The following is a 26706-nucleotide window of genomic DNA, read 5'->3' on the forward strand; positions in this document are numbered from 1 at the left end:
TGGCGGGCTCCTCGGGGTTCAGCGGTGATGCAGGGTGTTGCGGCGGGGTTGTCGGAGCGGATCCCGGTACTGCGGCGGGATGAACTCCGGTAACCCATCGGCCGCCATCCGTACTTCCCAGTCACCGTGGTGGATCAGCCGGTGGTGGAATCCGCACAGCAGCACCAGATTCCGAAGATCCGTCGGCCCGCCGTCCACCCAGTGCTCAATATGGTGGGCGTGGCAATTCTTGGGTTTCCGATGACAGCCCGGGAACGCGCAGCCGCCGTCGCGGATATTCAGCGCCCGGCGTTGGCCGGGCGTGACGAAGCGTCTGAGTCGTCCCACGTCGAGGGGTTCTCCGGCGGCGCTCATCACCACTGGGAGCATCAGGCAGTCGCAGGCCGCCAGCCGGGCTTCCCGCGCGGTCATCGTGCCGACGAAGTCCAGGCAGGCGGTGCCGAGGCCGGATTTCAGCTCGTCGAGTCCGATGGTGACGTGCACGAGGGTGCGGTAGCCGCTGGTTCCGGGCTGGTCCGGGCACGCGATGGCTAGGTCGAGGAGTTCGGCCCAGGCGTCTCCCAGGCGTTCGCACTTCATCCGCAGGTCGGCTTGGCCGAATTCGTCGACCGGCCGTGGTTGGGCGTAGGCCTCGAGTGCGGCGGCGGTGCGGGCACCGGTCTCGTCATCGAGGAGGCCGGTGAGTTTCCAGAACCCGTCTTTGCGGCGTTCCAGTGTGATTTCGCGGCGTGGTTGTTTGGGTTCGGGGTCTTGGGGTTCGTTGCCGTCGGGGTCCAGCCAGCCCAGGAGGTTCGCCTCGGCCTTGGCGAGCTGCTGCGGACCGGCGGTCGGGGCCAACTCGGCGAGGATCTTCTCCGCGACCGCCCGATCCTCAACCGAGGTGTCGGCGGGGAGTCTCTTCAAGATCTCCAGAATCTGATCGATCCGCTCATCCCCGACCATTCCCTTGGCAGCGACCGCGGCGGTCGCAGGCGCGACCGGAGGAACCTCCGTGCCATCCAAAGCGCGGGTGGGGTTCAGGGCCACCGCCCGCTTCACCACCGCGCCCGCCTCGGCCCGCGACAACCCCGCCATCTCCGCGAACCAGCTCGCCGTACTGCCATGCCCGAACAAGTCTTTCGCGCCCCGAGACTCGACCTCCGCCAGAAACCGCCCCAACCCGGCGGTGGCCATCCTGATCACCTGCAACGACTGCAGCACGCCATGGGCAAGCTCCAGCTTGCCGGCACGCCACAGTTCTTGCGGCAACTCGGGAAGGAAGGTCTCGGACACACCTCCATAATACCCGACAAAATCGAACAGATGTTCGTAATTTTAAGCGACAAGCGAAACGCGCGAACAACACTGAAGGGTGAATTCGTCGCTTTGGTGATTCACCCTGAGCGAGCCTCGCAGTTAGTCGACTAAATGCGTGTGTTGGGGACGCGAAAAGCCGCGTAGGTGGGGTGGCGAGGCCTCCATGCCTGCTCTCAGGGCGGGCAAGGAGGCTCGCGCGGTCGCGGGGACTGCTCGACCTATCGCCGTTGGGGGTTGCGAAAGCCACTTTCGCAACCCCCAACGTTGCGAAAGTGGCTTTCGCAACCCCCGCCCTCGATAGCGCGAGGAACGCCGGGGGCGAGGCTCGGTGTCCGGAAGCGTGTCGGAACCAGGCCGACTCACCCCGGGCAAGACGCCCGAAGCACCGCATTTAGTCGGCTAATTGCGAAACGGACGGGCTCAAGCCGACCGGTCCGACGAAGAGTCACCGATCCGCGGGAAAGGGGCGGTGGAGAAGATGATCTCCACCGCCACCTCGAAGAACTCCGCGATCCGCAGGGCGAGGTAGAGGCTCGGGCTGTACTCGCCGCGTTCGAGGTAGCCGATGGTCTGGTAATGCACGCCCAGCGCATCGGCGAGTTCGCGGCGGGAGATGCCCCGTTCCGCCCGCAACATCGCGATCCGGTTGTAAACGACCTCGCTCATGAGCTAGCCAATTCGCTGCATCGCCTTTTCCCGTCGTGCCGCCACCGAGGACCCGGACTCGCGCCGCGCCATGCGCCGCAGGACGACCGGGGCCAGTGTCAATCCGATCACGGCCCACACCGACAGCACGCCGAGGGTCTCCCATGGCCGCCAGGACTGGCCGATCTCGATGACCACCGTCGAGTCCGGCAGCAGCGCCGACCGCATGCCGAGGCCGAGCCAGTACATCGGGAACACCTGCCCGAGGTACTGCAGCCACTCCGGCAGCGCGGTGATCGGGTAGAAGATCCCCGAGATCGCGCCGATACCCAGCGTCGGCAGCATGATCAGCCCGATGCTGCGCGCGTTCGTGGTCAGCGAGCCGAAGATCGCGCCGATCGGCATGGTGGCCAGCAGGCCGAGCGCCAGCACCCACAGCAGGCCCAGCCACGACGTCAGCCCGCCGGGCGCGATGCCGTCGAACAGGAACAGGCAGGGGACCAATACCAGCAGGATCCCGATGACCGTGTTGAAGGAGACCGTGACGACCTTGCCGACGAGGTAGCCGATCATGCCGTTCGGCGTGGCCTTGGCGCGCAGGAGTGTGCCGTCCTCGCGTTCGACGGCGAGGACGCCCGCCATCCCGAGCATGCCGCTGAACACGATCGACGCGCCCAGCACGCTCGGCACGGTGGCGGCGCCGAGCGAGAACTCGGTCCCCGGCAGCTTCGAGTCGCGCATGAAGAACATGACGACGATGAAGATCGCCGGGAAGAGGAAGGTGTTGAAGAGGTCTTCCCGGTTGGTCATCATCTGGCGGGCTTCGAGCCAGCCGCGCCGGACGCCCAGCCGGACACTGTGCTGAATCGTGTTCATCGCGCGCCCACCGCCTCGAGGGATTCGGCCTTGCGGACCAGGGTCATGTACGTGTCTTCGAGCGACGCCCGCCGGACCTCCAGATCGCCGATGGCGTCCCCGTGCTGTTTGAACAGTTCGTGGACGTACTTCGTCGATTCCGTGGTCGAGTGCACGAACCGCTGGCCGTCCAGCGTCCAGCGCACCTCGGCCTCGCCGGCGATCTGCCTGCTCAGCGCGTCGGCCGAACCGTCGGCGACGATGCGGCCGTGGTTCAGGATCAGGATCCGGTCCGCCAGTTTCTCGGCCTCGTCGAGGTCGTGCGTGGTCAGCAGGATCGTCGTGTCGTCATCATCGGTCAGCCGGTGCACGAGTTCGTGGAACTCGCGCCGCGCCTCCGGGTCCAGTCCGGCGGTCGGCTCGTCGAGGAACAGCAGTTCCGGGCGGCCGACGATGCCGATCGCGACGTCGAGACGCCGCCGCTGCCCGCCCGAGAGCATCCGGACCTTCTTGTCCGCGTGCTCGGTCAGGCCGACCGCGGCGACCAGTTCGTCCGGATCCCACGGCCGCTTGATGCGGTCCGTGGAGTACGGCGCGTAGTAGCCGCCCAGGTGCTCCAGCAGCTCACGCACGCGCCATTTCGCGTGGTCGCGCCAGGCCTGGAGGACGACCCCCAGCCGCGCCCTCCAGTTCTCGTCCGCGTGCGCCGGGTCGGCGCCCAGCACGCTGACCTCGCCCTCCGACCGCATCCGGAAGCCTTCGAGGATCTCGATCGTCGTGGTCTTGCCCGCGCCGTTCGGACCCAGCAGGCAGATCACCTCGCCGCGATGCGCGGTGAAGTCGACGCCGTGGAGGACGTCGTTCGTCCCGTACCGCATGCGGAGATCTTTGACGGAGATCATCACGTCGTGTGGATCTCTCATTTGGTCACCCCCATCTCAATGATGCGATCGAATGTAGCACACCTACTACATATGATCTGAGACATACTCTCGTCGGAATCGGCCATCTACAGTGAGCGCATGTCCACGAGCGCACGTGTCCGAGCCGACGCGTGCCCTGGTGTTTTCGCCACGCACGACGCGGCCGACGGTCCGCTCGCCCGGATCCGGCTGCCCGGCGGCGCCATCACCTCGGGCCAGTTCGAGGCGCTCGCCGACGCCGCCGACGACCTCGGGGACGGCGCCCTCCACCTGACCTCCCGCGGCAACGTCCAATTGCGTGGCGTCACCCGGCCGGGTCTCGCGGGCAGGCTCGCCGCGGCCGGGCTCCTGCCCTCGCCGTCGCACGAACGTGTCCGCAACATCCTCGCGTCGCCGCTCAGCGACACCGCGCAAAAGCTCGCCTCGGCGCTCGACGAAGCCCTGTGCGCGGTCCCCGAGCTGGCCGAACTCCCGGGACGCTTCCTCTTCGCCCTTGACGGCGGCCAGGGCGACGTCGCCGGCGAGGGCGCCGACGTCTGCTGGCGCGACGGAGCCGTGCTGCTCGCCGGCGAGGACACCGGCCTGCGGATCACCGCCGAGCACGCCGTCGAGACGCTGCTTTCGGTCGCGCGAGCGTTCCTCCGGACGCGAGGAACGGCTTGGCGGGTCAGCGAACTCGCCGACACCGCACCGCTGATCGATGGCATACCGGGGGAAACGACGGAGCCGCGGAAGTTCGAGGTGAATCCCGGCCTTCCGATCGGGCCGATCGGGGAGGCGACCGGGGTCGCCCCGGTCTTCGGCAGGCTCACCTCGGCTCAGGCGCGCAAGATCGCGAAGGCCGGGAACGCCGTGGTCACCCCGTGGCGGTCGATCCTGGTCCTCGGTCCCATGGAAGCGGAACCGGGGCTGATCACCGATCCGGGCGCGCCGTCGCTTGGGATCAGCGCCTGCGTCGGGCAACCCGGTTGCGCGAAGTCGCTCGCCGACGTGCGGGCCGACGCGGCGCGCGTCGGCCGGACCCCGAGGGTCCATTTCGCCGGGTGTGAACGACGATGCGGGAAGCCCGCGCACGAGCACGTCGACGTGCTCGCGACGGAGGACGGTTATCTGGTCGACGGGGCGTACGTCCCGGTCGGCAAGCTGGCGGCGACGTTGGCGGAGAGGGGAACAGCGTGATCGACTACATCCGGGACGGGGCCGAGATCTACCGGCATTCGTTCGCCACCATCCGTGAGGAGGCGGATCTCGCGATCCTCCCCGACGACGTCGCGGTGCTGGCCGTGCGGATGATCCACGCCTGCGGGATGGTCGACCTGGTCGACGACCTCCGCTACAGCCTGGACGTGGTGGAATCCGGCCGCGCCGCGCTCGAAGCGGGCGCGCCGATCCTGTGCGACGCCAACATGATCGCCTCCGGGGTGACCCGCAAACGTTTGCCCGCCGCCAACGAGGTGCTGTGCACGCTGTCCGACCCGAAGGTGCCGGGGCTGGCCGAGCGGATGGGCACCACCCGGTCCGCGGCCGCGCTGGAGCTGTGGCGCGACAAGCTGCCCGGTTCCGTGGTGGCGATCGGCAACGCGCCCACCGCGTTGTTCCGCCTGCTGGAACTGCTGGAAGAGGGCGTCGGCGCGCCGGCGGCGATCATCGGGGTCCCGGTGGGTTTCATCGGCGCCGCCGAGTCCAAAGTGGAGCTCGCGAAGCGGGCACCCGCCCCGTACCTGGTGGTGCACGGACGCCGCGGCGGCAGCGCGATGGCCGTCGCCGCGATCAACGCGATGGCGAGTGAGGTCGAATGAGCGGGCTCGGGAAACTCTGGGGTGTCGGGCTCGGACCCGGTGACCCGGAACTGATGACGGTCAAGGCGGCCCGCCTGATCGGCGAGGCCGACGTCATCGCCTATCACAGCGCGCGGCACGGCCGGAGCATCGCGCGTTCGGTCGCCGAGCCGTACCTGCGGGACGGCCAGATCGAGGAGAAGCTGGTCTACCCGGTCACCACCGAGACCACCGACCATCCCGGCGGCTACGAAGGCGCCATCGCCGACTTCTACGAGCTGAGCGCGAAACGGCTGGCCGAGCACCTCGACGCCGGCCGCGACGTGGTCGTGCTCTGCGAAGGCGACCCGTTCTTCTACGGCTCCTACATGTACATGCACGAACGGCTCGCCGACCGGTACGAGGCGACCGTGGTGCCCGGCGTGACGTCGGTCAGCGCGGCTTCCTCGGTACTCGGCCGCCCGCTGGTGCAGCGCGACGAGGTCCTCACCATCCTGCCCGGCACGCTGCCCGCGCCGGAACTCGCGCGGCGCCTGGCCGACACGCAGGCCGCGGCGGTGCTCAAACTCGGGCGCACGTTCGGCAACGTCCGCGAGGCGCTGGCCGAAGCCGGGAAGCTGGACGACGCCTTCTACGTCGAACGCGCGACCTGGCAGGCGCAGCGCGTCGAGCCGTTCGCCGACGTCGATCCGGATTCGGTGCCGTACTTCTCGCTGGCACTGCTGCCCAGCCCGGCCTACGCGTCCCGGCTCGCCGACGAACCCGAAGTCACCCGGAAGCAGGAAACGCACACCGGTGGCGAAGTCGTGGTCGTCGGCCTCGGTCCGGCCGGTCCCGGCTGGCTGACCCCAGAAGCGACCGAGGAACTGGCCGCGGCGGAGCACGTCGTCGGCTACGGCCCGTACGTCGCGCGAGTGCCGCAGCGCGCGGGCCAGCAGCGGCACGCGTCGGGCAACCGTGTCGAGGCCGAACGCGCCGTCGAAGCGCTCGAACTGGCCGCGAACGGCGCCAAGGTCGCCGTCGTCTCGTCGGGTGATCCCGGCGTGTTCGCGATGGCGTCGGCGGTGCTGGAGCAGGTCGCGGCCGGGCACGGCGCGGGCGCCCGGGTGCGGATCGTGCCCGGCGTGACCGCCGCGCAGGCGGCCGCGTCCCGGGTCGGCGCGCCGCTGGGCCACGACTACTGCGTGCTTTCGCTGTCCGACCGGCTCAAGCCGTGGGAGATCATCGAACGACGGCTGGACGCGGCGGGCGCGGCGGATCTCGTGCTCGCGCTGTACAACCCGGCGTCCCGCACGCGGACCACGCAGCTCGCGCAGGCCCGCGACGTCCTGCTCCGGCATCGCGCGCCGGAAACCCCGGTGGTCGTCGCCCGCGACGTCGGCGGGCCCGAGGAGGACGTCCGTGTGGTCACCCTCGGCACCCTCGATCCGGCCGGTGTCGACATGCGCTGCCTGCTGATCATCGGCTCGTCGAAGACGCGCGCCGAGAACGGCGTTGTCTGGACGCCCCGCACTTACGAGTGATCTCGCGTCTCGGCGTGGCCTGGCCCGCGTGACCGGACCGGTCACGCGGGCGCTGTGTGGATTTCTGGTCGTCCAACGCCCCAAAATCCACACAGTCGCGTCCTCGGGCGGACGCCCCCGCACTTACGAGTGATGTCCGAGGCCCGCGTTGCGGGCTTGGGCGAGCAGCACCTCCCGGTCGTCCGTGCCGGCCTTGGCGTGGATCGCCGAGACGACGTTGCGCACCGTCTTGGGCGCGAGCCCCAGCCGACGCGCGATGGCCGGGATCTCCAGCCCGTCCGCCAGGAGGCCGAGCACTTCGTGCTCGCGTGAGGTCAGCCGCGGGAACGCCCGCATCGGTTGCGACGCGGCCAGCAGGCCGTAAAGCCGGTCCGCGGCGCGCTCGCCGAACACCACCGCCCCCGCCGCCACCCCGCGGATGAACCGGACCAGGTCGTCGTGACCCGCGCTCCGCGACAGGACGCCGCGCGCGCCCGCGAGCATCGCGGCGACCACGAGCTCGCCGTCACCCGGTGGGGTCAGGACGAGGACGGCGGTCCCCGGCACGCGCGAAGCCACTTCGCGTGTCACGGCGAGCCCGTCCAGCGCGGGCGGGTGAACCGGGAGGACGAGGACGTCCGGACGAAGGGCCGTGGCGTGCCAGACCGCTTCGCGTTCGTCGGGGGTGTGGGCGACCACCTCGAGCTCCGGCGACACGGGCGGTTCGGGAACACCCGCGAAGACCACGCTCACCGCTTGGGTTCGAATCGGCACGCCATCGGTTGTAGCGCAGAACTTTTGTACAGTGTCGGACCGTTTTCGGTGAACAATGTCCAATCGGTAACGGTTCGACGATCAGGGGGGCCTGGTGCCGAGACGCGAGCGTCCGCTGGGGCCGGGCGACGACGTCGTCGTGAGCTTCGCGGCGGACCTTCGGCTGCTTCGCGAGAAGGCCGGAGGGCCGACGTACCGCGAGCTTTCGACCCGTGCGGGTTACTCGGCCGCCGCGCTCTCCGAAGCCGCCGGCGGACGGAAGCTGCCGGGGCTCGCGGTGACGACCGCGTACGTCACCGCGTGCGGCGGCGACGTCCCGGCATGGGAGGAGCGCTGGCGCACGGTCGCCGCCGGGCTCGCCGCGGCCGCGGGCGAACGCGACGAAACCGAACTGCCGTACCTGGGGCTGGCCGCGTTCCAGACGGCCGACGCCGCACGCTTCTTCGGCCGCGAGCGGCTGGTCGCCGAACTGGCAGGCAAGCTCGCGGAACGGCGGCTCGTCGGCGTCTTCGGCGCTTCGGGATCGGGGAAGTCGTCCGTCCTGAGGGCCGGGCTGGCGGCGTCGAGCGAACGTCCGGTCGTCCTCCGCACACCAGGCGCGCATCCGCTCGAAGAGGACCTCGACGCCGAGGGGCGGCTGCTGATCGTCGATCAGTTCGAGGAGGTCTACACGCTCTGCCGGGACCAGGCCGAACGCGAGAAATTCGTCGACGCTCTGCTCGCACTCTCCCGCGACGAGCACGGGACGCGGGTCGTCCTCGGTGTCCGCGCGGATTTCTACGGTCACCTCTGCCGTCACGCCGGTCTCGTCGAGGCGCTCACCGACGCTCAGGTGATGGTCGGCCCGATGACCGCCGACGAGCTCCGGACCGCGATCGTCGAACCCGCCGTCCGCGCGGGCTGCCGGGTCGAGGCGGCGCTGGTCACGACGCTCGTCGCCGACGCCACCGGCCAGCCCGCGATGCTCCCGCTGGTCTCGCACGCGTTGCTGGAGACCTGGCGGCGGCGCCAGGGGATCACGCTGACCAGCGCGGCCTACGAGGCGGCGGGCGGGATCCTCAACGCGATCGCGCAGACCGCCGAGGCCGTCTACACGGATCTGGAGCCGGACAGACAGCGCCTCGTGCGGCAGATCTTCCTTAGGCTGACCGCGCTCGGCGAAGGCACCGAAGACACGAAGCGCCGCCTCAACCGCCGCGAACTCGACGACGACCCGGCGACCACGGAGGTCCTCGAACGCCTCGCCGAGGCACGTCTGCTGGTCCTCGACCGTGACGGCGTCGAGATCGCCCACGAGGCGTTGATCCGCGGCTGGCCCCGGCTGCGCGACTGGCTCGCGGAGGACCGCGAAGGGCACCGGCTGCATCGCCAGCTCGCCGAAGCGACCGAGCTGTGGGAGTCGCTGGATCGCGACAAGGGCAGCCTGTACCGGGGCACGCGGCTGGGACGCGCGGCGGAATGGGCGGAACGGGAGCCCGGCGCGCTGAGCGCACGCGAGCGGCAGTTCCTCCAGGCCGGGCTGGACGCCGAAGCCGAGGAAACCGCTGTCGGCCGCAAACGGACGCGGAGGCTGCGAAGACTCGTCGCGCTCCTCGGCGTCCTGCTGCTCCTCGCGGGTGTCGCCGTCGGATACGCCGTCGATGCCGGGCGGACCGCCACCGATCAGCGGAACGTGGCACTCGCGCGCAAGGCCGTCGTCGACGCGAAGGCGTTGCGGGACTCGAACCCGGCGCTGTCCACGCAGCTCAGCCTCGCCGCGTACCGGCTCGCGCCGATCCAGGAGACCCATGACGGTCTGCTCGCGGCCATGGCGGCGCCGTTCCCCACCCGGATGGTCTTCGACCCCGGCGAGGTCACCGTCGCGCTGAGCGGTCAGCTCATGGTCACTTCGGACAACTACCGGGCGACGCAGGTGTGGTCGATCGCCGACACGCGGCATCCGGCGCTCCTGGCGACGCTGCCCGGATCGGAGGAGATCCGCGGGCCACTGGCGTTCAGCCGCGACGGGCGGGCGCTGGCGACCGCAACCCGGGATCACCGGGTCCGGTTGTGGGAGCTGACCGATCCGCGGAACCCGGTGCGGAAGGCGGACCTCACCGGGCACCGGAACACGTTGCTGTCCCTCGATTTCAGCCCGGACGGCCGCCGGCTCGCCACGGGTTCGGTCGACCGCACCGTCCTGCTCACCGACGTCAGGGACCTCGGCGCGCCGAAACCACTCGGCGGTATCCCGGCCCCCGAACTCGAACGCGCCGTGTTCAATCCCGACGGCACGATGCTCGCGGTCACGAGCACGAACTGGACGGCGGAGCTCTGGGACGTCACGGCGCCGTCCGCGCCACGGCGGCGCTCCGTCCTTTCCGGACACAAGGACCTCCAGCTGACCCCGGCGTGGAGCCCGGACGGGCGGCGGCTGCTCACCACCAGCTGGGACCGCACCGCGAAGCTCTGGGACGTCGCCGATCCGGCGGCGCCTCGGCCGCTTTCGACGCTGACCACCCCGGCCGTGGTCTGGGCGGCCGGGTTCAGCCCGAGCGGCAGGCTGGTGGTGACCGCGGGGGACGACCAGTCCGTGCGGCTCTGGGACGTCACGGGGCCGGCGAAGGAACTGCCACCCCTTTCGGGGCATACGAACGCCATCTGGTGGACCGCGTTCTCCCCGGACGGGAAGACCATCGTCTCCGCCAGCGCTGACCGCACTGTGCGGCTGCAGGACGTCGGTGAACTGGCGCTGGCTTCGAGCGTGGGCTGGAACGCCGGCGCGTTCACCGAACAGGGGCGGATCCTCGTCACCGCGGGGGACGACGCGCGGCTCTGGGCGATGGACGATCTCCGTGCGCCGAGACAGCTCTCGAAACTTCCCGGCCCGGCCACCGTCACCGCCGTCGCGCTGAGCCCGGACCGGCGAAGCCTCGCGCTGGCCGCGCACGCCGGCGCCGGTGTCGGCGGGACGTTCGTGCTCCAGCGCTGGGACATCGCCGATCCGGTGGCGCCGCGGCTGCTGGCGTCGACCGAGGTGAAGCCCACGTACTCGCTCGCGTTCAGTCCCGACGGGAAGACCTTCGCCTCCGGCCACGACGACGGTCCGGTGCAGCTCTGGGACGTCGGTGATCCCGGCCGGTTCGCCGAACCGCGGGTCCTGCCGGTCGGGGACGGCACCGTGTGGTCGCTCGCGTTCACCCCGGACGGGCGGACGCTCGTGGCTGCCCAAGGGCCGGATTCGTCCGCGGTGACCCTGTGGGACGTCACCGATCCCCGGCGCCCGGGGCTGGCGTCGACGCTGAAGCCCGACGCCGGGGCCGTGTTCAAGGCGGCCGTCAGCCCGGACGGCCGCACGGTGGCCGCGGGCAGCAGTGACCGGAACGTCTACCTGTGGGACATCGCGGATCGCGCGCACCCCGTACGGCTGGCGAAACTGGGCGGCAATCCCGAAGGCGTCGGGCATATCGCGTTCGGGCCGTCCGGCCGGGAGCTGGCGGCTTCGGCGTTCCGGACGGTGCGCGTCTGGGATATCGCCGATCCGCGGAAACCGGTGGAGAAGGCGCAGCTCACCGGGTTCGCGGCGACGGTCAACTCACTGGTGTACCGGGACGACGGGCATACGCTCGCCATCGGGAGCAGCGGCGTCCAGCTGTGGCAGACGAACACGGACCGCGTGAGCGAGGAGATCTGCGCCCTGGCGACGCCGAGGATCACGCGGGAGGAGTGGGAGCGGTATTTCCCGGGGCTCGACTACGCGCCGCCGTGCGGATGAGGGGGCTGCCCGGTCGTCGCGTGTCGCGAAAGCCACTTTCGGGACGTCAGGTGTCTCGAAAGTGGCTTTCGCGACACGCGATGGGTCCCGAGTCTCGGCAAAGGAACGCCGCCGACTTACGTGGACCATGGCCCGACAAGGCCGAGAAAGAGACGGAGTAACTCCCTCCGTAATAAACATATAGCGCATGGGGGGACTTGCCACAAGACCCCGGTGATGCCTCAGACTCACTCGCCGTAGCCGAAACCTGGCGAAATGGGAGTCTGTGTCAACTCAGGGTCATGAAGAAGAGCTGCGGTCCGAACGCGAATACGTCGCCGGGCTCTACACGCGCCTGGACGCCGAACGCGCGCGGGTGAAGGGGGAGTTCCAGTCGGCGCTGGGCGGGACCGGCGGGACGGCCATGGAACGCGACGTCGAGGTGCGCGCGCTGGCCAGGGAGTCGCGGCGGCTGGACGTCGTCGACAACGGTCTGTGCTTCGGCAGGCTGGACAGTCTCACGGGGGAAGCCTCGTACATCGGCCGCATCGGGCTCTTCGACGAGGAGAACGACTACGAACCGGTGCTGCTCGACTGGCGGGCACCGGCGGCGCGCCCGTTCTACACCGCGACCGCCGCGACGCCGGAGAAGATGCGCCGTCGCCGTCAGTTCCACACGCACGGGCGTGAGCTGCTCGGCTTCACCGACGAGGTGTTCGGCCGTCCCGGCGGCGACGCGGAGGGCGACGCGGCGCTGCTCGCGGCCGTCAACGCGCCGCGCGGCGAGGGGATGCGGGACATCGTCGCGACGATCCAATCCGAACAGGACGAGATCATCCGACACGAACATCCCGGGGTGCTGGTGATCGAGGGCGGGCCGGGCACCGGGAAGACCGTGGTGGCGCTGCACCGCGTCGCCTACCTGCTCTACACCCAGCGCGAGCGGATGGAACGCCACGGCGTGCTCGTAGTGGGTCCGAATCCGGCGTTCCTGCACCACATCGGCCGGGTCCTGCCGTCGCTGGGCGAGACCGACGTGGTGTTCATGACGACCGGCGATTTCGTTCCCGGCAAGCATGTCACCGCCGAGGACGGCCCCGAAGCCACCCGGCTCAAGGGTTCGCTGAAGATGCTGGACGTCCTCAAGGCCGCCGTCGCCGATCGCCAGCGGCTGCCGGAGGAGCCGGTGCTGATCGACCTAGCCGACGTCACCGTGCGGATCGACGCCGAGACCGCGGAATGGGCCAGGGACGAGGCGCGCAAGAGCGGGCTGCCGCACAACGAGGCGCGCGGGACGTTCACCGACATCGTCACCTACGTCCTGACCGAGCGGGCGATCGCCCGGATCGGCCGAGGCTGGCTCAGCCGGGACGACCGCGACGAATGGGAGCGGCTGCGGAAGGACCTGCTCAAGGAACTGGCGGAGAGCGAGACGTTCACAACCGCCCTCGACGAACTCTGGCCGATTCTGACGCCCGAAAGCCTGCTGGGCTCCCTGCTCTCGTCCCCGGAGCGGCTTCGCGCGGCCGGCGCCGACCAGGCGTTGCTGCGTGCCGAAGGGGAAGCCTGGACGGTGTCGGACATGCCGCTGCTCGACGAACTCGTCGACCTGCTCGGCCGTGACAAGACGGCGGACGCGGCGGCGGAGAAGGCGCTCGCGCGGGAGAAGAAGGCCGAAGCCGAGTACGCCGAAGGTGTGCTCGACACGATGAAACTCGACCGCGAGGAGATGGACGAGGACGTCATGCTGTCGGCTGAGAACCTCCTCTTCGCCGACGAACTCGCCGACCGGTTCGTGGAGCACGACACGCGCAGCCTTGTCGAACGCGCCTCCGCCGACCGGGACTGGACGTACCGGCATGTCGTGGTCGACGAGGCGCAGGAACTGTCCGAAATGGACTGGCGGGTGCTGATGCGGCGTTGTCCCAACCGGTCGTTCACCGTCGTCGGGGATCTGGCGCAGCGCCGGTCCGAGGCCGGGGCGCGGTCGTGGGACGCGATGCTGAAGCCGTACGTGCCGGGCCGGTGGGTCTACCGGTCGCTGACGGTGAACTACCGCACCCCGGCGGAGATCATGGCCGTCGCCGCGTCGGTGCTCGCCGAGTTCGCGCCCGAGGTCCGGGCGCCGGAATCGGTCCGGTCCAACGGGGTCCGGCCGTGGGCGCGGCAGGTCTCCGGGGAATCCCTCGCCGGTGCCATCGAGGAGTTCGTCAAAGACGAAGCCGGGCGTGAAGGAACCAGCGTCGTGATCGGCCCGCCCGGAGTGCCGGGCACGGTGCCCGCGTCGGAGACGAAGGGGCTCGAGTTCGACGCGGTCCTCGTCGTGGACCCGGAGCGGATCCTGGCCGACGGCCCGCGCGGTGCGGCTGAGCTCTACGTCGCGCTCACGCGTGCTACGCAGCGCCTCGGCGTCCTGCACGAAGGCCCGCTCCCGCCCGCACTGGCGGGCCTGAACTCGTAACTCGCGTGATCAGAGACCGCACTCGCGTGATTGGAGGCGTAACTCACGAGTTACGCCTTCAATCACGTGAGTTACGGGTTCAAGCACGCGAGTGACGACTCAGCGCGTCGGGTCCTTGCCGTTCGGCTGCCGCGGACCCGGACCCGGCGACCACCAGCCGGGGACGACCTTCTCGCCGTGGACGATCGTCGGCGCGATCCCCTCGGTGAACGGCTCGACCTGCAACAGCTGCCCCCAGGACTGGCTCGGCTGGCCGATCAGGTAGCTGGGCACCTCGGGTTCGGCCGCGACCTCTTCGAGCCAGCCGATCGGGCCGCCGTTGGTACTGGACGCCCAGTTCGCCTCGTCGGCGACGGTGCCGGGGGTGATCCGGTAGTCGGGCATCTTCGAGATGCCGTCGTGCGAGGTCACCGGCTGCACGCACGGGTAGACGAACGACGCCGGCCAGTCGACGTACACCTGCTTTCCCGCGATCTTCTCGGTCAGCGTGGTGAACGTCGGCACGCGCGGCGCGGACGCGGCGATCCAGCCGTCCTCGGTGAGGTCGTTGTCGACGATGTTGATCCGCACGGACGTCGTCTCGGGGGGAAGGTCGCGCAGGTTGATCCGGGTGTCGTTCCAGCCGTTGGTCCCGGCGCCCGGCGGCAGCACGAACTGGCTGCGGACGACCTTCACGCCTTCGCCGGTGTTCACGCCGTAGTCGAGGCTGACCGACGTCGGCCGCCGGGCCGCGCCCGCGGTGGCGACCACGATCTGGCCGTCGGCGGGCTTCTCGGACAGGGCATACCAGTCGCTGCGCAGACGTCCGGCCCGCGTCTCGGGGTCGAGGAAGCTGCTCCACATCGGGACTTCGTCGGGTTTGAACCCGTGCGGCGGCTCGGCCAGCGGATCCTTGTCGTCGATCGCGCGGGTGTGGAACCCGGTCTGCACGCGGCCGTTGTCCTGTTCGGGATCGGGCAGCGGCGGCGGGGTCTGCCCGGCGGGCGGCTCTTCCTTCTTCACCGGCACCGTCCGCTGTTCGGGCTGGGTGCGCAGGATGCTGGTCGCGGCGTCGCGTTCCACCATCACGTGGTCGGAGAGGTTGCAGCTCTTGCCGAACAGATGCCCGAAGTTCGCGGCGCCGAGGCTGTAGGACCCCGACTGGTTGTGGATCGCCCACGCCATGCTGACGAATTCGCCCGTGGCCATCAGACCGCAGACGACCACCAGCGAGAGTGAACCGAGCCGCAGCGACCGGCTCCGTCCTTCCTGTGGCCCCGCCTGCAGGCCGGGCCGGTGTGCGCGGACGTTCTCCACGAACGCGTACACCCCGGAGATCGCGGCCGCGACCAGCAGGATCGTCGACAGCTGGATCCCGCCGATCGACGGCGCCACCGCCGTCCACTGCACGCCGAGTTTCGAGACGAACCAGTACGAGTTGGGCCCGGTCGCGGCCAGCGCGCCGACCACGAGCAGCCCGGCGAGGAACGCGGCGCGGTTGCGCCTGGACCTCAGCACCGTCGAACTGGTCGCCAGCGCGGTCAAGGCCGCCATCGCCGCGCCGACCGCGGCGAACGCGCCGAAGTGGTGCGTCCACTTGGTCGGGGTCAGCGCCAGCAGCAGGAAGAACAGCGCGACCGTGCCGATCAGGCGGCGGCTGGGGCCGAGCGCGGCGCCGGGGATCCGGCCGCGGCGCAGCAGCACCACCAGGCAGGTCCCGGTGCACAGCAGCACCAGCAGCACGGGGAACCGGCGTGGTACGGAGCCGTCCGGCAGGCTTTCGAATAGCAGCTGGTAGCGCGCGAGTTCCTGGAACCACGACAGATTCGGGCCGACCAGGGTGCGGATCCGGGTCGCCTCCTGCACGGTGGCGAAGGTCTGGTCGGCGAACACCACGACCAGCACCAGCAGCCCGGCGGCCAGCACCGGCGCGAGCACCGGGAGCCAGCCGTTCTCGGCGCGCTGGCGGACCAGTTTGTACAGCGGGCGCGCGGCGACCAGGAACGGCGCGACCGCGATCAGCCCGGTCGGCGTCGCGGCCAGGGTGAAGCCGGCGGCGGTCAGGCCGAGGCACAACGGCAGCAGGCGGCGGGTCACCAGCGCGCGCTCGACGGCGCAGATCGCCAGCAGCGAGCCCAGCGCGGCGACCGGTTCGGGCCGGACACCGTTGTTGAACGGCATCCACCAGACCAGGAACACCGCGGCGGCGGCCCAGCCGGCGGCGCGGCTCGTGCGGACCTGCGTGCCAAGGCGCGGCATGACCTCGCGGCTGATCAGCAGCCAGCTCAGCACGCCGAGCAGGAACGACGGGAGCCGGATCCACGGCGGCACCGTGCTGACGTGCGCCATCAGCTGGTACACGTGGTAGAACCAGCCGAACGGCGCTTCGGCGACGCCGAACCAGCGGTGGTAGTTCGTGAGGTAGCCGGTCTCTTCGGCCACTCTCGACATCGTGAGGATGTAGCCGTCGTCGGAGGTGACCGGGCCGATGAAGACCCATGCGCCGAGCGCGATGATCACCGTGGCGTCGCGGGCGGTCAGGCGCCACCAGCCGACCGGCGCCCAGCGCGGCGCGCGGCGGGCGAACCCGGAGTCCATCCGCCACACCGCGATCAGGCAGCCGATGAACGACAGCGCCGCGATGACGCCGATGATCCACTTCCACACCGTCGGCGAGGTCTGGTAGCGGGTGTCCGGGACGACCGAGACGTGCAGTCCGGCGATCGGGTCCTTGCCCGCGTTGATCGACGAGTAGATCCCGACCAGCCGCGGCCGGACGTCGCCCTCGGCGTGGAATACCACGGTCTTGGCGACGGTCAGCGTCATCTGGTTCGCGTCCGCCGACAACTTGACGTCGCAGTTGTTCTCCGGCAGCGGCTGCTGCACGATCTGCTGACCCTGGCTGGAGGCGAGCAGCACGCCGTTGTCGATGCGCAGCTGCAGGCCGACGCCCTTGCCCGCGCGCGGGTCGGTGCGGCCGTCGGGCACGGTGGAGAACAACAGCGCCTGGCCCTGCGAACGCGCGTCCAGCGACCGGACGGTCGTGCACGGCAGATCGACGCGCAGGTCCTGCGCCCAGTACCCGGTCAAGGGCGCGTTGACGGAGCGGGTGTCGCCGCCCGTTGGCCAGACGACCTCCGCTGTGTCCTGCACCACCGGCAGGAAGGGGAAAGCCAACGCGCACAAGGCGGACAGCAACCCCAGCGTGACAGCGATCAGACGCATCGGCGCAACGCTAACGGGTCTGCTCCGAACGGCTTACGCAGGGCTGCCCTTCGCCGTGCCGCTCAACCAGGTTAGGGCGTCCTGGACTGTCGTTACGCTGGCCGTTTCCGGCCGCGACGGCCGTCGGACGACGACCACCGGAACGCCGAGCCCGCGGGCGGCCGTGAGCTTCGCCGCGGTCATCTCGCCGCCGCTGTCCTTGGTGACGAGGACCTCGATGCCGTGCCGCCGCATGAGCGCGCGTTCCTTCTCCACCGTGTACGGCCCGCGGTCCAGCAGGATCTCGTGACGCCGGGGGAGCGGCACCTCGGGCGGGTCGACGCAGCGGATCAGGAACCAGAGATCCAGCCCGGCGAAGGCGGTGAGCCCTTGCCGTCCGCTGGTCAGGAACACGCGGTCGCCGAGCGACGGGAGCAGCCGCGCGGCGTGGTCGAGGTCGTCGGCCCAGTGCCAGGTGTCCCCGGGCCGTTCGGTCCAGCCGGGCCGGGCGAGCCTGAGCAGGGGGGTGCCCGTTTCCCGCGCCGCGATGGCCGCGTTCGAGCCGATGCGTTCGGCGAAGGGATGCGTGGCGTCGATCACCGCGTCGACGTCGTTCTCGGTCAGCCAGCGTGCGAGACCTTCCGGGCCGCCGAAGCCGCCGACGCGGACTTCGCCCTCAGGCAGCTTCGGGCGCGCGACGCGGCCCGCGAGCGACGACACGACGTGCTCGCCGCGCGCCACCAGTTCCTTCGCGAGCTCGCGTGCTTCGCCGGTACCGCCCAGGATGAGCAGCGTCATCGCGCCACAGCGGCCCGCCACCGCTCCAGCGTGCGCAGGTTGGCGAGCGTCTCCGCCCAGGTGAGTTCGGGCGCCTGCCGGTCTTCGAGGTGTGTGGCGACGTGGTCGGCCTCGCGAGCGAAGAGGCCTTGAGTCGCTTCGACTTCGATCACCTCGGGCTCGCCACCTTCGGGCGTGAGGATGATCTGCGAGGTCTTGGGCTTGCGCATTTCGTGGATCCACGCCGGTTTCGGCACGTACAGCTGCCCTTCGGAGCCGTACACGCGGATGTGGTCGTCCTGCGTGAGCAGGAAGCCGCAGGCCAGCTGCGCGAGGATCCCGCCCGGCAGCCGCAGGAGCCCGAACGCGACCTCGTCGACGCCGTTCTCGTCGAGTCGCGCCATCCCGAGCACCTCGTCGGGCTCGACGACGTCCTGCCCGGTCGCCGCCTGCGAGACCAGCCGCGCGAGTGACGTGCAGTAACAGCCGACGTCGAAGATCCCGCCGCCGCCCAGCGCGGGATCGGTGAGCCGGGGCACGGCGAAGTTGTAGCTGAAGGTGACGTCCACGGCGCGGACCTCGCCGATGGCGCCGCAGGAGATCAGCTCGGCCAGCCGCCGGATCTGCGGATGCAGCCGGTACATGAACGCCTCCATGAGGAAGACGTCGTTGGCGCGGGCGGCGTCGATGACCTTCTCCGCCTCGGCGACCGACATGGTCAGCGGTTTCTCGCACAGGATGTGCTTGCCGGCTTCGGCCGCGCGGATCGCCCATTCACCGTGCAGGGGATGCGGTGTCGAGATGTAGATCGCGTCGACGCCGGGATCGGCGAGCAGGTCTTCGTAGGCGCCATAGCATTTCGGGATCTCGAAGCGGCTCGCGAACTCGGCCGCCCGGTCACCGGATCGCGCGGCGACGGCTTCGAGGACACCGTGTCTGCTCTCTTCGACGCCCGCCGCGAACTCGGCGGCGATGGTCCCGGCGGCCAGCAGGCCCCAGCGCACGTTCTTCACAGCGACTCCGGTTGGTTGGCGCGATCGCGGGTGGCCGAGTACAGGAAACTGTCGGGAAATCCTTCCGCGGCAAGGACTTTCCCGACGAAGATCATCGCCGCGCGGCTGATCCCGGCCTCCCGGGACTGCGCCGCGATGGTGCCGAGCGTGCCGCGCAACACCTGCTCACCCGGCTGGCTCGCCAGCGCGACCACCGCGGCCGGGCAGTCGTCGGGGTAGAACGGCCGCAGTTCGTCGACTACCTGCTCGATGCGGTTGATCGCCAGATGAAGTGCGAGCGTGGTGCCGGTGCGCGCGAAATTCGCCAGGGTTTCCCCTGGCGGCATGGCGGTCGACCGGGCCTGCGCGCGCGTGATGACCAGGCTTTGTCCGACCTCGGGCACCGTCAGTTCGCGGTTGAGCAGCGCGGCGGCGGCGGCGAACGCGGGCACACCCGGCGTGACGTCGTAGGGAACGCCGGCCGCGTCGAGGCGGCGCATCTGCTCGGCGACCGCGCTGTAGATCGACGGATCGCCGGAACAGAGCCGCGCGATCTCATGACCCTTGCCGTGAGCCTCGACCATGCGCTCGACGATCGCGGGGAGGTCGAGGTTCGCGGTGTCGACGAGCACCGCGTCGTCCGGGCAGTAGGCGAGCAGGTCCGTGGGTGTCATGCTGCCGGGGTACAGGCAGGTTTCGCAGCGGCCGAGCAGGTCACGGCCTCGCACGGTGATGAGGTCGGCGGCGCCGGGTCCGGCTCCGATGAAGTGCACTGTCAAGGTTTGCTCCACTGCGTCACGGCCCGCGCCGGGGTCCAGCCGGTGAATCCGCCCAGCGGTGCGGCCTGTTCGACGGCGACGCGGATCAGCTCCCCGCCGTGCTCGCCGTACGCGCGGGCCAGCGCCTGTTCGGATTCGAGGGTCACGCCGTGCGCGACGATCCGCGCGCCGGTCGCCAGGCAGGCGTCCAGGACGCCGGGCACGGTCAGCCCGCCGCCGAGGAAGATGGCGTGCGGCTTGGTCAGCCCTTCGAGGGCGTCCGGCGCCGCGCCGATCACCACGTCGAGTTCCGGGACGCCGAGCGCGTGCGCGTTCCGGGTGATCCTGGCGGCCCGCTCCGGTGACCGCTCGATCGCGATCGCCCGGTTCAGCGGATGCACGCGGGACCACTCGATGCCGACGCTGCCCGCGCCCGCGCCGACGTCCCACAGCAGTTCGCCGGGTGTCGGCGCGAGCCTGGCCAGCGCGGACGCGCGGAGGTCGCGTTTGGTGAGCTGGCCGTCGTGCTCGAAGACGTCGTCGGGGAGGCCGGTCAGCGGCAGCGCTGGCCCATCGGCCTCGATGGCGAACACGGTCAGCGTGCCGGGGCCGACCCGCTCGTCCGGGCCGCCGAGGTCGGAGAGAGCGGTGACGCGGCTCTTGCCGTAACCGCGGGCTTTGAGCAGGTCAAGGAGGTCTTCGGCGTTCGCGCCGAGGACGAGGATCTTCCGCCCGGGCGCCAGTACGCGGCTCACCCGGCTGATCGCGCGGCCGACGACGGTGACCACTTCGGTCTCCTCCGCCGACCAGCCGAGCTTCGCGCGGGCGAGCGTCACCGAGGAGAGCGCGGGCAGGACCTCGACGTCGTAACCGCGCTGGATCAGCGTCGTACCGATGCCGGACAGCAGGGGATCACCGCTGGCCAGGACGCAGACGCGGCCTTCCCGCTCGGCGAGGAAGGCGTCCAGGCCGGGCAGGAGCGGGCTGGGCCAGGGCTCGCTTTTCATCCCGGCCGGCAGGTACGCGAGCTGTCTCGGCGAGCCCACGACCACGTCGGCGCCGAGCAGCGCCTCCTTGGCCCGCTCGGACAGGCCGGGCCAGCCGTCGGCCCCGATCCCGACGACCGTCAGGGGTGATTTTTCGCGCACCTCGGTCACGCTAGACGACGGATTTCCTATGCGATGATCGGCCGGAGGTCGTCGACGACAGGAGAGCTGTGAAGCCGTACCCGTTCACCGCCGTTGTGGGGATGCCGGACCTGCGCCTGGCGCTGGTGCTTTCCTCGATCTCACCCGCCGTCGGCGGGGTGCTGGTGCGCGGGGAGAAGGGCACGGCGAAGTCGACGATGGTGCGCGCGCTGGCCGGTCTGCTGCCCGGCGTCGACGTGGTGGACGCGTGCCGGTTCTCCTGTGACCCCGTCGAACCCGACCCGGCCTGCCCCGATGGGCCGCACGCCGAAGGCTCGCCCGCGCATCGCCGTCCCGCGCGGCTCGTGGAGCTGCCGGTCGGCGCGGCGGAAGACCGCGTGATCGGTTCGCTGAACCTGGAACGCGCGCTCGCGGACGGCGTCACCGACTTCCAGCCCGGTCTGCTCGCGGCCGCGCATCGCGGGCTGCTGTACGTGGACGAGGTCAACCTCCTGCACGACCACCTGGTCGACACGCTGCTCGACGCCGCCGCCATGGGGCGCGCGACCGTCGAGCGCGAGGGGGTCTCGGTGTCGCACGCGGCCCGGTTCGTCCTGATCGGCACGATGAACCCCGAGGAAGGCGAGCTGCGGCCGCAGCTGCTGGACCGCTTCGGGCTCACCGTCGAGGTCGCGTCGAGCCGCGATCCCGAACTGCGGGTCGAGGTCGTCCGCCGCCGTCTCGCCTACGAGGCGGATCCCGACGGATTCGCCGGCCAGTACGCCGCGGCCGACGCCGAACTCGCCGCGGACATCGAGGCGGCACAACGACTTCTGCCGTCGGTCAAACTGCCAGACGACGCGCTGCGGCAGATCGCCGAGGTCTGCGCGTCCTTCGAGGTCGACGGGATGCGCGCGGATATCGTGACCGCGCGGACCGCGGTCGCGCACGCCGCCTGGGCCGGGCGCACCGAGGTGACCACCGACGACGTCCGGGTCGCGGCCCGGCTCGCGCTGCCGCACCGGCGTCGCCGCAATCCCTTCGACGCGCCCGGGATCTCCGAGGAGCAACTGGAGCAGGCGTTGCAGGACGCCGAACCCGAAGGCCCCGGTCCCGACGACGACGGCCCCGGTTCCGGTACCCCTCCCGAAGGCGGTGAGGCTCCGCCGTCGGAGGGCGGAAGCCAGGAGCCGTCAAGCGGCGGGAGTGGCGGCGACCAGAAGCCGGTCGGCGCCGGGGAAGCCTTCCGTGCCAGGCGTTTCGAGGTGAAGGGCACCGGTGAGGGCGCCGCCGGACGGCGGTCGAGGGCGATCACCGACAACGGGCGGACCATCGGCGTCCAGCCCGCCGGAACCAAGGACGGCCATCCGCATCTGCTCGCGACCGTGCGCGCGGCCGCGCCGCACCAGCGGTCCCGCGGCCGCAGTGGCGCCGGGCTCATGGTGCGGCCGCAGGATCTCCGGTTCGCGCGGCGGGAAGGGCGCGAGGGCAACCTGGTGCTGTTCTGCGTCGACGCGTCCGGCTCGATGGGCGCGCGGCAGCGGATGCGCGAGGTCAAGACCGCCGTGCTGTCGCTACTGCTCGACGCCTACCAGCGTCGGGACAAGGTGGGCCTGGTGACCTTCCGCGCTTCCGGCGCCGAACTCGCGCTCCCGCCGACGATCAGCGTGGACGCCGCGGCGTCCCGTTTGGACGGTCTCGCGACCGGCGGCCGCACGCCGCTGGCCGAAGGACTCCTTGAGGCGGCGCGGGTTCTGCGGATCGAAGCGGTCCGCGATCCGCTGCGGCGTCCGCTGCTCGTCGTCGTCACCGACGGCCGCGCGACCAGCGGCGCCGATGCCGTCCAGCGCGCGCGGCAGGCGGCCGGGTTGCTGGCCGGGAACGTGACCTCGATCGTGATGGACTGCGAGAGCGGGAAAATGCGGCTCGGGCTCGCCGCCGAACTGGCGGAACACCTTGGCGCGGAACACGTTCCGGTCGCCGAGGTCGCCGCCGACACCCTCGCGGGCGCCGTCCGCACTCGGCTCTCGGGAAGGGCGGCGTAATGCCACAGGGCAAACCGGAAACGGTGCCGAACGACGGCCTCACCACCCGCCAGCGCCGCAACCGCCCGCTGCTCGCCGTGCACACCGGCGAGATGAAGGGCAAATCCACGGCCGCGTTCGGGATGGCGCTGCGCGCGTGGAACCAGGGCTGGTCAATCGGCGTGTTCCAGTTCGTCAAGTCGGCGAAATGGCGCGTCGGCGAGGAAGCCGCGTTCCGCGCGCTCGGCAAGCTGCACGAAGACACCGGTCAGGGTGGCGCGGTCGAATGGCACAAGATGGGCGAAGGCTGGAGCTGGGCGCGCAAGTCCGGTTCCGAAGAGGACCACGCCGAGAACGCGCGTGAGGGCTGGGCCGAGATCAAACGCCGTCTCGCCGCCGAGACCCACGACTTCTACGTCCTCGACGAGTTCAGCTACCTGCTCAAATGGGGCTGGCTCGAAGTGGACGACGTCGTCTCGACGCTGACGGAGCGCCCCGGCCACCAGCACGTGGTGATCACCGGCCGGTACGCGCCGCCGGAGCTGATCGAGGCGGCGGACCTGGTCACCGAGATGACGAAGGTCAAGCATCCGATGGACTCGGGGCAAAAGGGCCAGCGAGGCATCGAATGGTGAACCGCGTGGTCATCGCCGCGCCCGGCTCCGGGCACGGCAAGACCACGATCGCCGCGGGCCTGATGGCGGCGTTGCGGGCGCGGGGGCTGACGGTGTCCGGGCACAAGGTCGGCCCCGACTTCATCGACCCGAGCTACCACTCCCTCGCCACCGGGCGGCCGCCGCGCAACCTCGACCCGTTCCTCCAGGGCGAGGATCGGCTGATCCCGTTGCTGCGGCACGGTTCCGCCGGTGCCGACATCGCGGTCATCGAAGGCGTGATGGGCCTGTTCGACGGGGCGCTCGGCACCGAGGGATACGCGTCGACGGCGCATGTCGCGCGGCTGCTGGACGCGCCGGTGGTGCTCGTGGTGGACGCCTCGGCCGCGTCGCGCAGTGTCGCCGCGACCGTGCTCGGGTTCGCGCAGTACGACACGCGCGTCCGGCTGGCCGGGGTCATCCTGAACAAGCTGGGCTCACAGCGGCACGCGGACGAGATCGTCACCGCGCTGGAGGCGACCGGTGTCCCGCTGCTGGGAACGCTGTACCGCAACGAAGAGATCCACGCGCCCAGCCGGCACCTCGGCCTGGTCCCGGCGGCGGAACGGGCGAGCGAGTCGGCGCGGCTGCTGCCGGAGCTGGCGGCCTGGATCAGCGAGGGCGTGGACCTCGGCGCGATCGTGCAGGTCGCGCGATCGGCTTCGCGGCTTTCGGGGGATCCCTGGCGGCCTCCGTTCGCCCATGACGGCCGCCGTACGGTGGTCGCCGCCGCGGCGGGTCCAGCATTCACCTTCCGCTACACCGAGGCCGTCGAACTGCTCGCCGCCGCCGGTGTCGACGTCGTCGACGTGGATCCTTTGCAGGACAAGGAACTTCCCGAGAGCTGCGCCGGGCTGTACTTCGGTGGCGGCTTTCCCGAGGTGCACGCCGAGGAGCTGTCGGCGAACGTCCCGCTGCGGACCGCGGTGGCGCGGGCCGTCGGTGACGGAATGCCTGTCGTGGCGGAATGCGCCGGGCTGCTGTACCTGTGCCAGGACATCGACGGCACGCCGATGACCGGTGTCCTCGACGCATCGGCCACCATGACGAAACGCGGGAAACTCGGCTACCGCAAGGCTTTCGCGCCCGCGGACAGCGTGCTCGCCGTCGCGGGCCAGCGCGTCACCGGGCACGAATTCCACCGCACGATCCTCGAACCCGGCAGCGGCCCGACCCCCGCCTGGGGCTGGGACCGCACGCCCGACGGCTTCGCGTCGGCGTCGCTGCACGCGTCGTACCTGCACGTCCATTGGGCGGGCTACCCCGAACTCGCCGAACGGTTCGCCGCCGCGGTGCACGCCCATGGCTGACTACGACCTCTGGCACCACGGTGATCGCGAGGTCGGTGAAGGTCTCGTCGATCTGGCGGTCAACGTCCGCCTTCCGGCGCCGCCCGCTTGGCTGCGCGCCGAACTGGCGGCGGCCCTGGACGACCTGGCGGCCTATCCGGACGTCACCGCCGCCACGGCCGCGGTCGCCGCCCGGCATTCGCTGCCGGAGTCCCAGGTGCTGGTGACCTCCGGCGCGGCCGAGGCCTTCACGTTGCTGGCCACGGCTTTGCGGCCGTCACACGCCGTCGTCGTGCACCCGCAGTTCACCGAACCCGAGGCCGCTCTGCGCGCGGCTGGCCATCCCGTGCACCGGGTGCTGCTGTCCCCCGACGACGGTTTCCGGCTGGGCGGCGTTCCGGAAGAAGCCGATCTGGTCTTCGTCGGGAACCCCACGAACCCGACGTCCGTGTTGCACCCGGCCGCGGACCTGCTCGCGCTGGGGCGCCCGGGGCGCCTGGTCGGCGTCGACGAGGCCTTCCTCGACGCCGTCCCCGGCGAGACCGAAAGCGTTGCCGGACAACCTGGTTTCGTCGTGCTCCGCAGCCTGACGAAGACCTGGGGGATCGCCGGCCTGCGTGCGGGGTATGTGCTGGCGGACGAGTCCGTTGTGGACAGTCTGCGCGCGGTCCAGCCCCCGTGGTCGGTGTCGTCGCTCGCCGCCGTCGCCGTGGTGGCGTGCTGCCGCCCGGCGGCGTTGGAGGAAGCAGAAAAGCTGGCGGTGGCGGCGGAAGCGGACCGGGAGTACCTGGTTTCGGGTCTGACCGCGTTGGGTGTCGAAGTGCTCGGTGAGCCTCGGGGTCCTTTCGTGCTCGTGCGGCTGCCTGGCGCCGACGGCGTCCGGGAGAGGTTGCGGGAGCGCGGTTTCGCCGTCCGGCGTGGGGACACCTTCCCCGGGTTGGACGCGCGGTACCTGCGGATCGCGGTGCGGGACCGGGAGACGGTGGACGGGTTCCTGGCCGCACTCGACGCGGTCATTTCTTGAGGACCTCGATGATCGACGAGTAGCTGCTCTTCCCGAACCCCGCGGCGATGGCCCTTTCGGCCAGTTCCTTGTTCCTGGCCGGGATCTCGGTGTCCACGCCCTGCTCGCCGCTGGTTCCGACGATGTGCGTGAGCGCCGTGAGGTTCATTTCGAGGGAGCCGAGATCACCGGGGTACACACCGTTGTCGATGGCGGGTGCCTCGACCTCGAGGATCCCGCCGACCACCGAGGGCAGGAACCAGTCCACGGCGAGTTTCGTGAAATCGGTCGCCGCGACCCCGGCGCTGCCGACCAGGGCGGCGGCGTGCAGGAAACCGTTCATGGACGAATACATCAGGCTCAGCAAAGCGGTGTTGTACAGCACCGCGAGGCCCGGATCCGCCCCCAGGTAGGTCGCTTCCCCCAGTACGGCCAGCGTTGCCTTGTGCGCGTCGAAGACGTCCTCGGCACCGCTGTAGAGGAACACAGAACCCGGACGGCCGACCATCGCCGGCGGGACCATGATGGCGCCGTCGAGGTAGCCGATCCCACGATCTCCGGCCCAGCGAACGGCTTCGTGTGCTTCCTTCGGCGTGCCGGAATTGAGATTCACCACCACCCGGCCGCGCAGGGCCGATTCGGCGGGACGCAATGCGGAGTACAGGGCGTTGTAGTCGGCGAGGCACACGACGGTCACCTCGCTCGCGGACACCGCGCTCGCGACGCCGTCCGCTTCCCGCGCGCCTCGAGCCACCAGGGGCGCGGCCTTGCCGGGAGAACGATTCCACACGGTCACCTCGTGGCCGTGGTCGAGCAGGGCCGCGGCGAGCGCCGAACCCATCGGGCCGAGGCCCGCGACGGTCACGGCGAGTTTCTTTTCGCTCATGGCGCAAGGCTAAAGTCTCTCATCGATGTGAGAGTCAACTCTCGATC

20 protein-coding genes are annotated in these 26706 nt (G+C 70.5%); 9 read left to right on the forward strand and 11 right to left on the reverse strand.

The features are described from left to right. Positions 1-18: 18 nt before the first annotated feature. From ACZ1DY_RS10040 to ACZ1DY_RS10055, 4 genes are all read right to left on the reverse strand, one after another. Positions 19-1272, reverse strand: coding sequence for an HNH endonuclease signature motif containing protein (locus tag ACZ1DY_RS10040; protein ID WP_465484151.1), 1254 nt, complete (start codon positions 1270-1272; stop codon positions 19-21). Positions 1273-1716: 444 nt separating this feature from the next. After that, positions 1717-1962, reverse strand: coding sequence for a helix-turn-helix transcriptional regulator (locus tag ACZ1DY_RS10045; RefSeq protein WP_257488635.1), 246 nt, complete (start codon positions 1960-1962; stop codon positions 1717-1719). A gap of 3 nt (positions 1963-1965) precedes the next feature. Next, a complete protein-coding gene (locus ACZ1DY_RS10050) occupies positions 1966-2817 on the reverse strand; it encodes an ABC transporter permease (RefSeq protein WP_465484152.1) in 852 nt (283 codons plus the stop codon). After that, complete coding sequence (locus ACZ1DY_RS10055) at positions 2814-3719, reverse strand: ABC transporter ATP-binding protein (protein ID WP_257488633.1); 906 nt, start codon at positions 3717-3719, stop codon at positions 2814-2816. Before ACZ1DY_RS10055 ends, ACZ1DY_RS10050 begins: the two co-directional genes overlap by 4 nt. A 99-nt stretch (positions 3720-3818) precedes the next feature. On the opposite strand from ACZ1DY_RS10055, the gene ACZ1DY_RS10060 reads away from it, so the two are divergent. Genes ACZ1DY_RS10060 through ACZ1DY_RS10070 form a run of 3 tightly spaced genes read left to right on the forward strand, consistent with a single transcriptional unit; the run spans position 3819 to position 7020 of the window. Continuing rightward, positions 3819-4898: a precorrin-3B synthase gene (locus ACZ1DY_RS10060; protein WP_465484153.1), complete on the forward strand. Its 1080-nt coding sequence runs from the start codon at positions 3819-3821 to the stop codon at positions 4896-4898. Continuing rightward, positions 4895-5518 (forward strand): precorrin-8X methylmutase, encoded by a 624-nt coding sequence (locus tag ACZ1DY_RS10065; RefSeq protein WP_016332061.1) that lies wholly within the window; start codon positions 4895-4897, stop codon positions 5516-5518. The genes ACZ1DY_RS10060 and ACZ1DY_RS10065 overlap by 4 nt, the downstream gene beginning before the upstream one ends. Continuing rightward, positions 5515-7020: a precorrin-2 C(20)-methyltransferase gene (locus ACZ1DY_RS10070; RefSeq protein WP_465484154.1), complete on the forward strand. Its 1506-nt coding sequence runs from the start codon at positions 5515-5517 to the stop codon at positions 7018-7020. The genes ACZ1DY_RS10065 and ACZ1DY_RS10070 overlap by 4 nt, the downstream gene beginning before the upstream one ends. 123 nt (positions 7021-7143) lie before the next feature. Here the strand turns inward: ACZ1DY_RS10070 and ACZ1DY_RS10075 are convergent, their stop codons facing one another. Then, positions 7144-7773 (reverse strand): LuxR C-terminal-related transcriptional regulator, encoded by a 630-nt coding sequence (locus ACZ1DY_RS10075; RefSeq protein ID WP_465484155.1) that lies wholly within the window; start codon positions 7771-7773, stop codon positions 7144-7146. A gap of 94 nt (positions 7774-7867) precedes the next feature. Here ACZ1DY_RS10075 and ACZ1DY_RS10080 point away from each other — a divergent pair, with 94 nt between their 5' ends. Together ACZ1DY_RS10080 and helR are read left to right on the forward strand one after the other, a co-directional pair. Further along, a complete protein-coding gene (locus ACZ1DY_RS10080) occupies positions 7868-11527 on the forward strand; it encodes an nSTAND1 domain-containing NTPase (RefSeq protein ID WP_465484156.1) in 3660 nt (1219 codons plus the stop codon). A 265-nt stretch (positions 11528-11792) separates the two neighbouring features. Beyond that, complete coding sequence (gene helR, locus ACZ1DY_RS10085; protein ID WP_465484157.1) at positions 11793-13967, forward strand: RNA polymerase recycling motor ATPase HelR; 2175 nt, start codon at positions 11793-11795, stop codon at positions 13965-13967. A 99-nt stretch (positions 13968-14066) separates the two neighbouring features. Here helR and ACZ1DY_RS10090 read toward each other — a convergent pair whose 3' ends face one another. From ACZ1DY_RS10090 to cbiE, 5 genes are read right to left on the reverse strand one after another with little or no spacing between them, the layout of a single operon-like run. Next, on the reverse strand, positions 14067-17171 hold the full coding sequence (locus ACZ1DY_RS10090) for an arabinosyltransferase domain-containing protein (protein ID WP_257488627.1): 3105 nt from the start codon (positions 17169-17171) through the stop codon (positions 14067-14069). A 33-nt stretch (positions 17172-17204) separates the two neighbouring features. Then, a complete protein-coding gene (locus tag ACZ1DY_RS10095) occupies positions 17205-17948 on the reverse strand; it encodes a cobalt-precorrin-6A reductase (RefSeq protein ID WP_465484158.1) in 744 nt (247 codons plus the stop codon). Next, entirely contained in the window at positions 17945-18940 is a 996-nt protein-coding gene (locus ACZ1DY_RS10100; RefSeq protein ID WP_257488625.1) for a Gfo/Idh/MocA family protein, read from the reverse strand. The genes ACZ1DY_RS10095 and ACZ1DY_RS10100 overlap by 4 nt, the downstream gene beginning before the upstream one ends. Further along, on the reverse strand, positions 18937-19698 hold the full coding sequence (cobM, locus tag ACZ1DY_RS10105) for a precorrin-4 C(11)-methyltransferase (protein ID WP_257488624.1): 762 nt from the start codon (positions 19696-19698) through the stop codon (positions 18937-18939). Before cobM ends, ACZ1DY_RS10100 begins: the two co-directional genes overlap by 4 nt. Then, positions 19695-20834, reverse strand: coding sequence for a precorrin-6y C5,15-methyltransferase (decarboxylating) subunit CbiE (gene cbiE, locus ACZ1DY_RS10110; RefSeq protein ID WP_465484159.1), 1140 nt, complete (start codon positions 20832-20834; stop codon positions 19695-19697). The genes cobM and cbiE overlap by 4 nt, the downstream gene beginning before the upstream one ends. A gap of 59 nt (positions 20835-20893) precedes the next feature. Here cbiE and ACZ1DY_RS10115 point away from each other — a divergent pair, with 59 nt between their 5' ends. The 4 genes from ACZ1DY_RS10115 to cobC are packed head-to-tail and all read left to right on the forward strand — an operon-like array spanning position 20894 to position 25794. Then, the gene (locus ACZ1DY_RS10115; RefSeq protein WP_465484160.1) at positions 20894-22849 is read left to right on the forward strand and encodes a putative cobaltochelatase; all 1956 of its coding nucleotides are present in this window, start codon (positions 20894-20896) and stop codon (positions 22847-22849) included. Then, positions 22849-23463: a cob(I)yrinic acid a,c-diamide adenosyltransferase gene (cobO, locus tag ACZ1DY_RS10120; protein WP_257488621.1), complete on the forward strand. Its 615-nt coding sequence runs from the start codon at positions 22849-22851 to the stop codon at positions 23461-23463. Before ACZ1DY_RS10115 ends, cobO begins: the two co-directional genes overlap by 1 nt. After that, positions 23457-24791 carry a cobyrinate a,c-diamide synthase gene (locus tag ACZ1DY_RS10125; protein WP_465484161.1) on the forward strand — a complete coding sequence of 445 codons (1335 nt, stop codon included), beginning with the start codon at positions 23457-23459 and terminating at the stop codon, positions 24789-24791. The genes cobO and ACZ1DY_RS10125 overlap by 7 nt, the downstream gene beginning before the upstream one ends. Further along, the gene (gene cobC / locus ACZ1DY_RS10130; protein WP_465484162.1) at positions 24784-25794 is read left to right on the forward strand and encodes an Rv2231c family pyridoxal phosphate-dependent protein CobC; all 1011 of its coding nucleotides are present in this window, start codon (positions 24784-24786) and stop codon (positions 25792-25794) included. Before ACZ1DY_RS10125 ends, cobC begins: the two co-directional genes overlap by 8 nt. On the opposite strand, the gene ACZ1DY_RS10135 is transcribed toward cobC, so the two are convergent. Continuing rightward, positions 25784-26659, reverse strand: a complete 876-nt coding sequence (locus ACZ1DY_RS10135; protein WP_257488618.1) for an NAD(P)-dependent oxidoreductase — start codon at positions 26657-26659, stop codon at positions 25784-25786. The two genes, cobC and ACZ1DY_RS10135, sit on opposite strands and share 11 nt — an antisense overlap. Positions 26660-26706 lie beyond the last annotated feature (47 nt).

This window comes from Amycolatopsis sp. PSD-21 (assembly GCF_055561455.1).

Excerpts from the sequence above, each read along its gene's own strand:
- cobC (WP_465484162.1), top strand. The coding sequence starts at position 24,784 with ATGGCTGACTACGACCTCTGGCACCACGGTGATCGCGAGGTCGGTGAA.
- cobO (WP_257488621.1), top strand. The coding sequence starts at position 22,849 with ATGCCACAGGGCAAACCGGAAACGGTGCCGAACGACGGCCTCACCACC.
- ACZ1DY_RS10095 (WP_465484158.1), bottom strand. The coding sequence starts at position 17,948 with ATGACGCTGCTCATCCTGGGCGGTACCGGCGAAGCACGCGAGCTCGCG.
- ACZ1DY_RS10055 (WP_257488633.1), bottom strand. The coding sequence starts at position 3,719 with ATGAGAGATCCACACGACGTGATGATCTCCGTCAAAGATCTCCGCATG.
- ACZ1DY_RS10050 (WP_465484152.1), bottom strand. The coding sequence starts at position 2,817 with ATGAACACGATTCAGCACAGTGTCCGGCTGGGCGTCCGGCGCGGCTGG.
- ACZ1DY_RS10070 (WP_465484154.1), top strand. The coding sequence starts at position 5,515 with ATGAGCGGGCTCGGGAAACTCTGGGGTGTCGGGCTCGGACCCGGTGAC.
- ACZ1DY_RS10125 (WP_465484161.1), top strand. The coding sequence starts at position 23,457 with ATGGTGAACCGCGTGGTCATCGCCGCGCCCGGCTCCGGGCACGGCAAG.
- ACZ1DY_RS10090 (WP_257488627.1), bottom strand. The coding sequence starts at position 17,171 with ATGCGTCTGATCGCTGTCACGCTGGGGTTGCTGTCCGCCTTGTGCGCG.
- ACZ1DY_RS10060 (WP_465484153.1), top strand. The coding sequence starts at position 3,819 with ATGTCCACGAGCGCACGTGTCCGAGCCGACGCGTGCCCTGGTGTTTTC.
- ACZ1DY_RS10135 (WP_257488618.1), bottom strand. The coding sequence starts at position 26,659 with ATGAGCGAAAAGAAACTCGCCGTGACCGTCGCGGGCCTCGGCCCGATG.
- ACZ1DY_RS10045 (WP_257488635.1), bottom strand. The coding sequence starts at position 1,962 with ATGAGCGAGGTCGTTTACAACCGGATCGCGATGTTGCGGGCGGAACGG.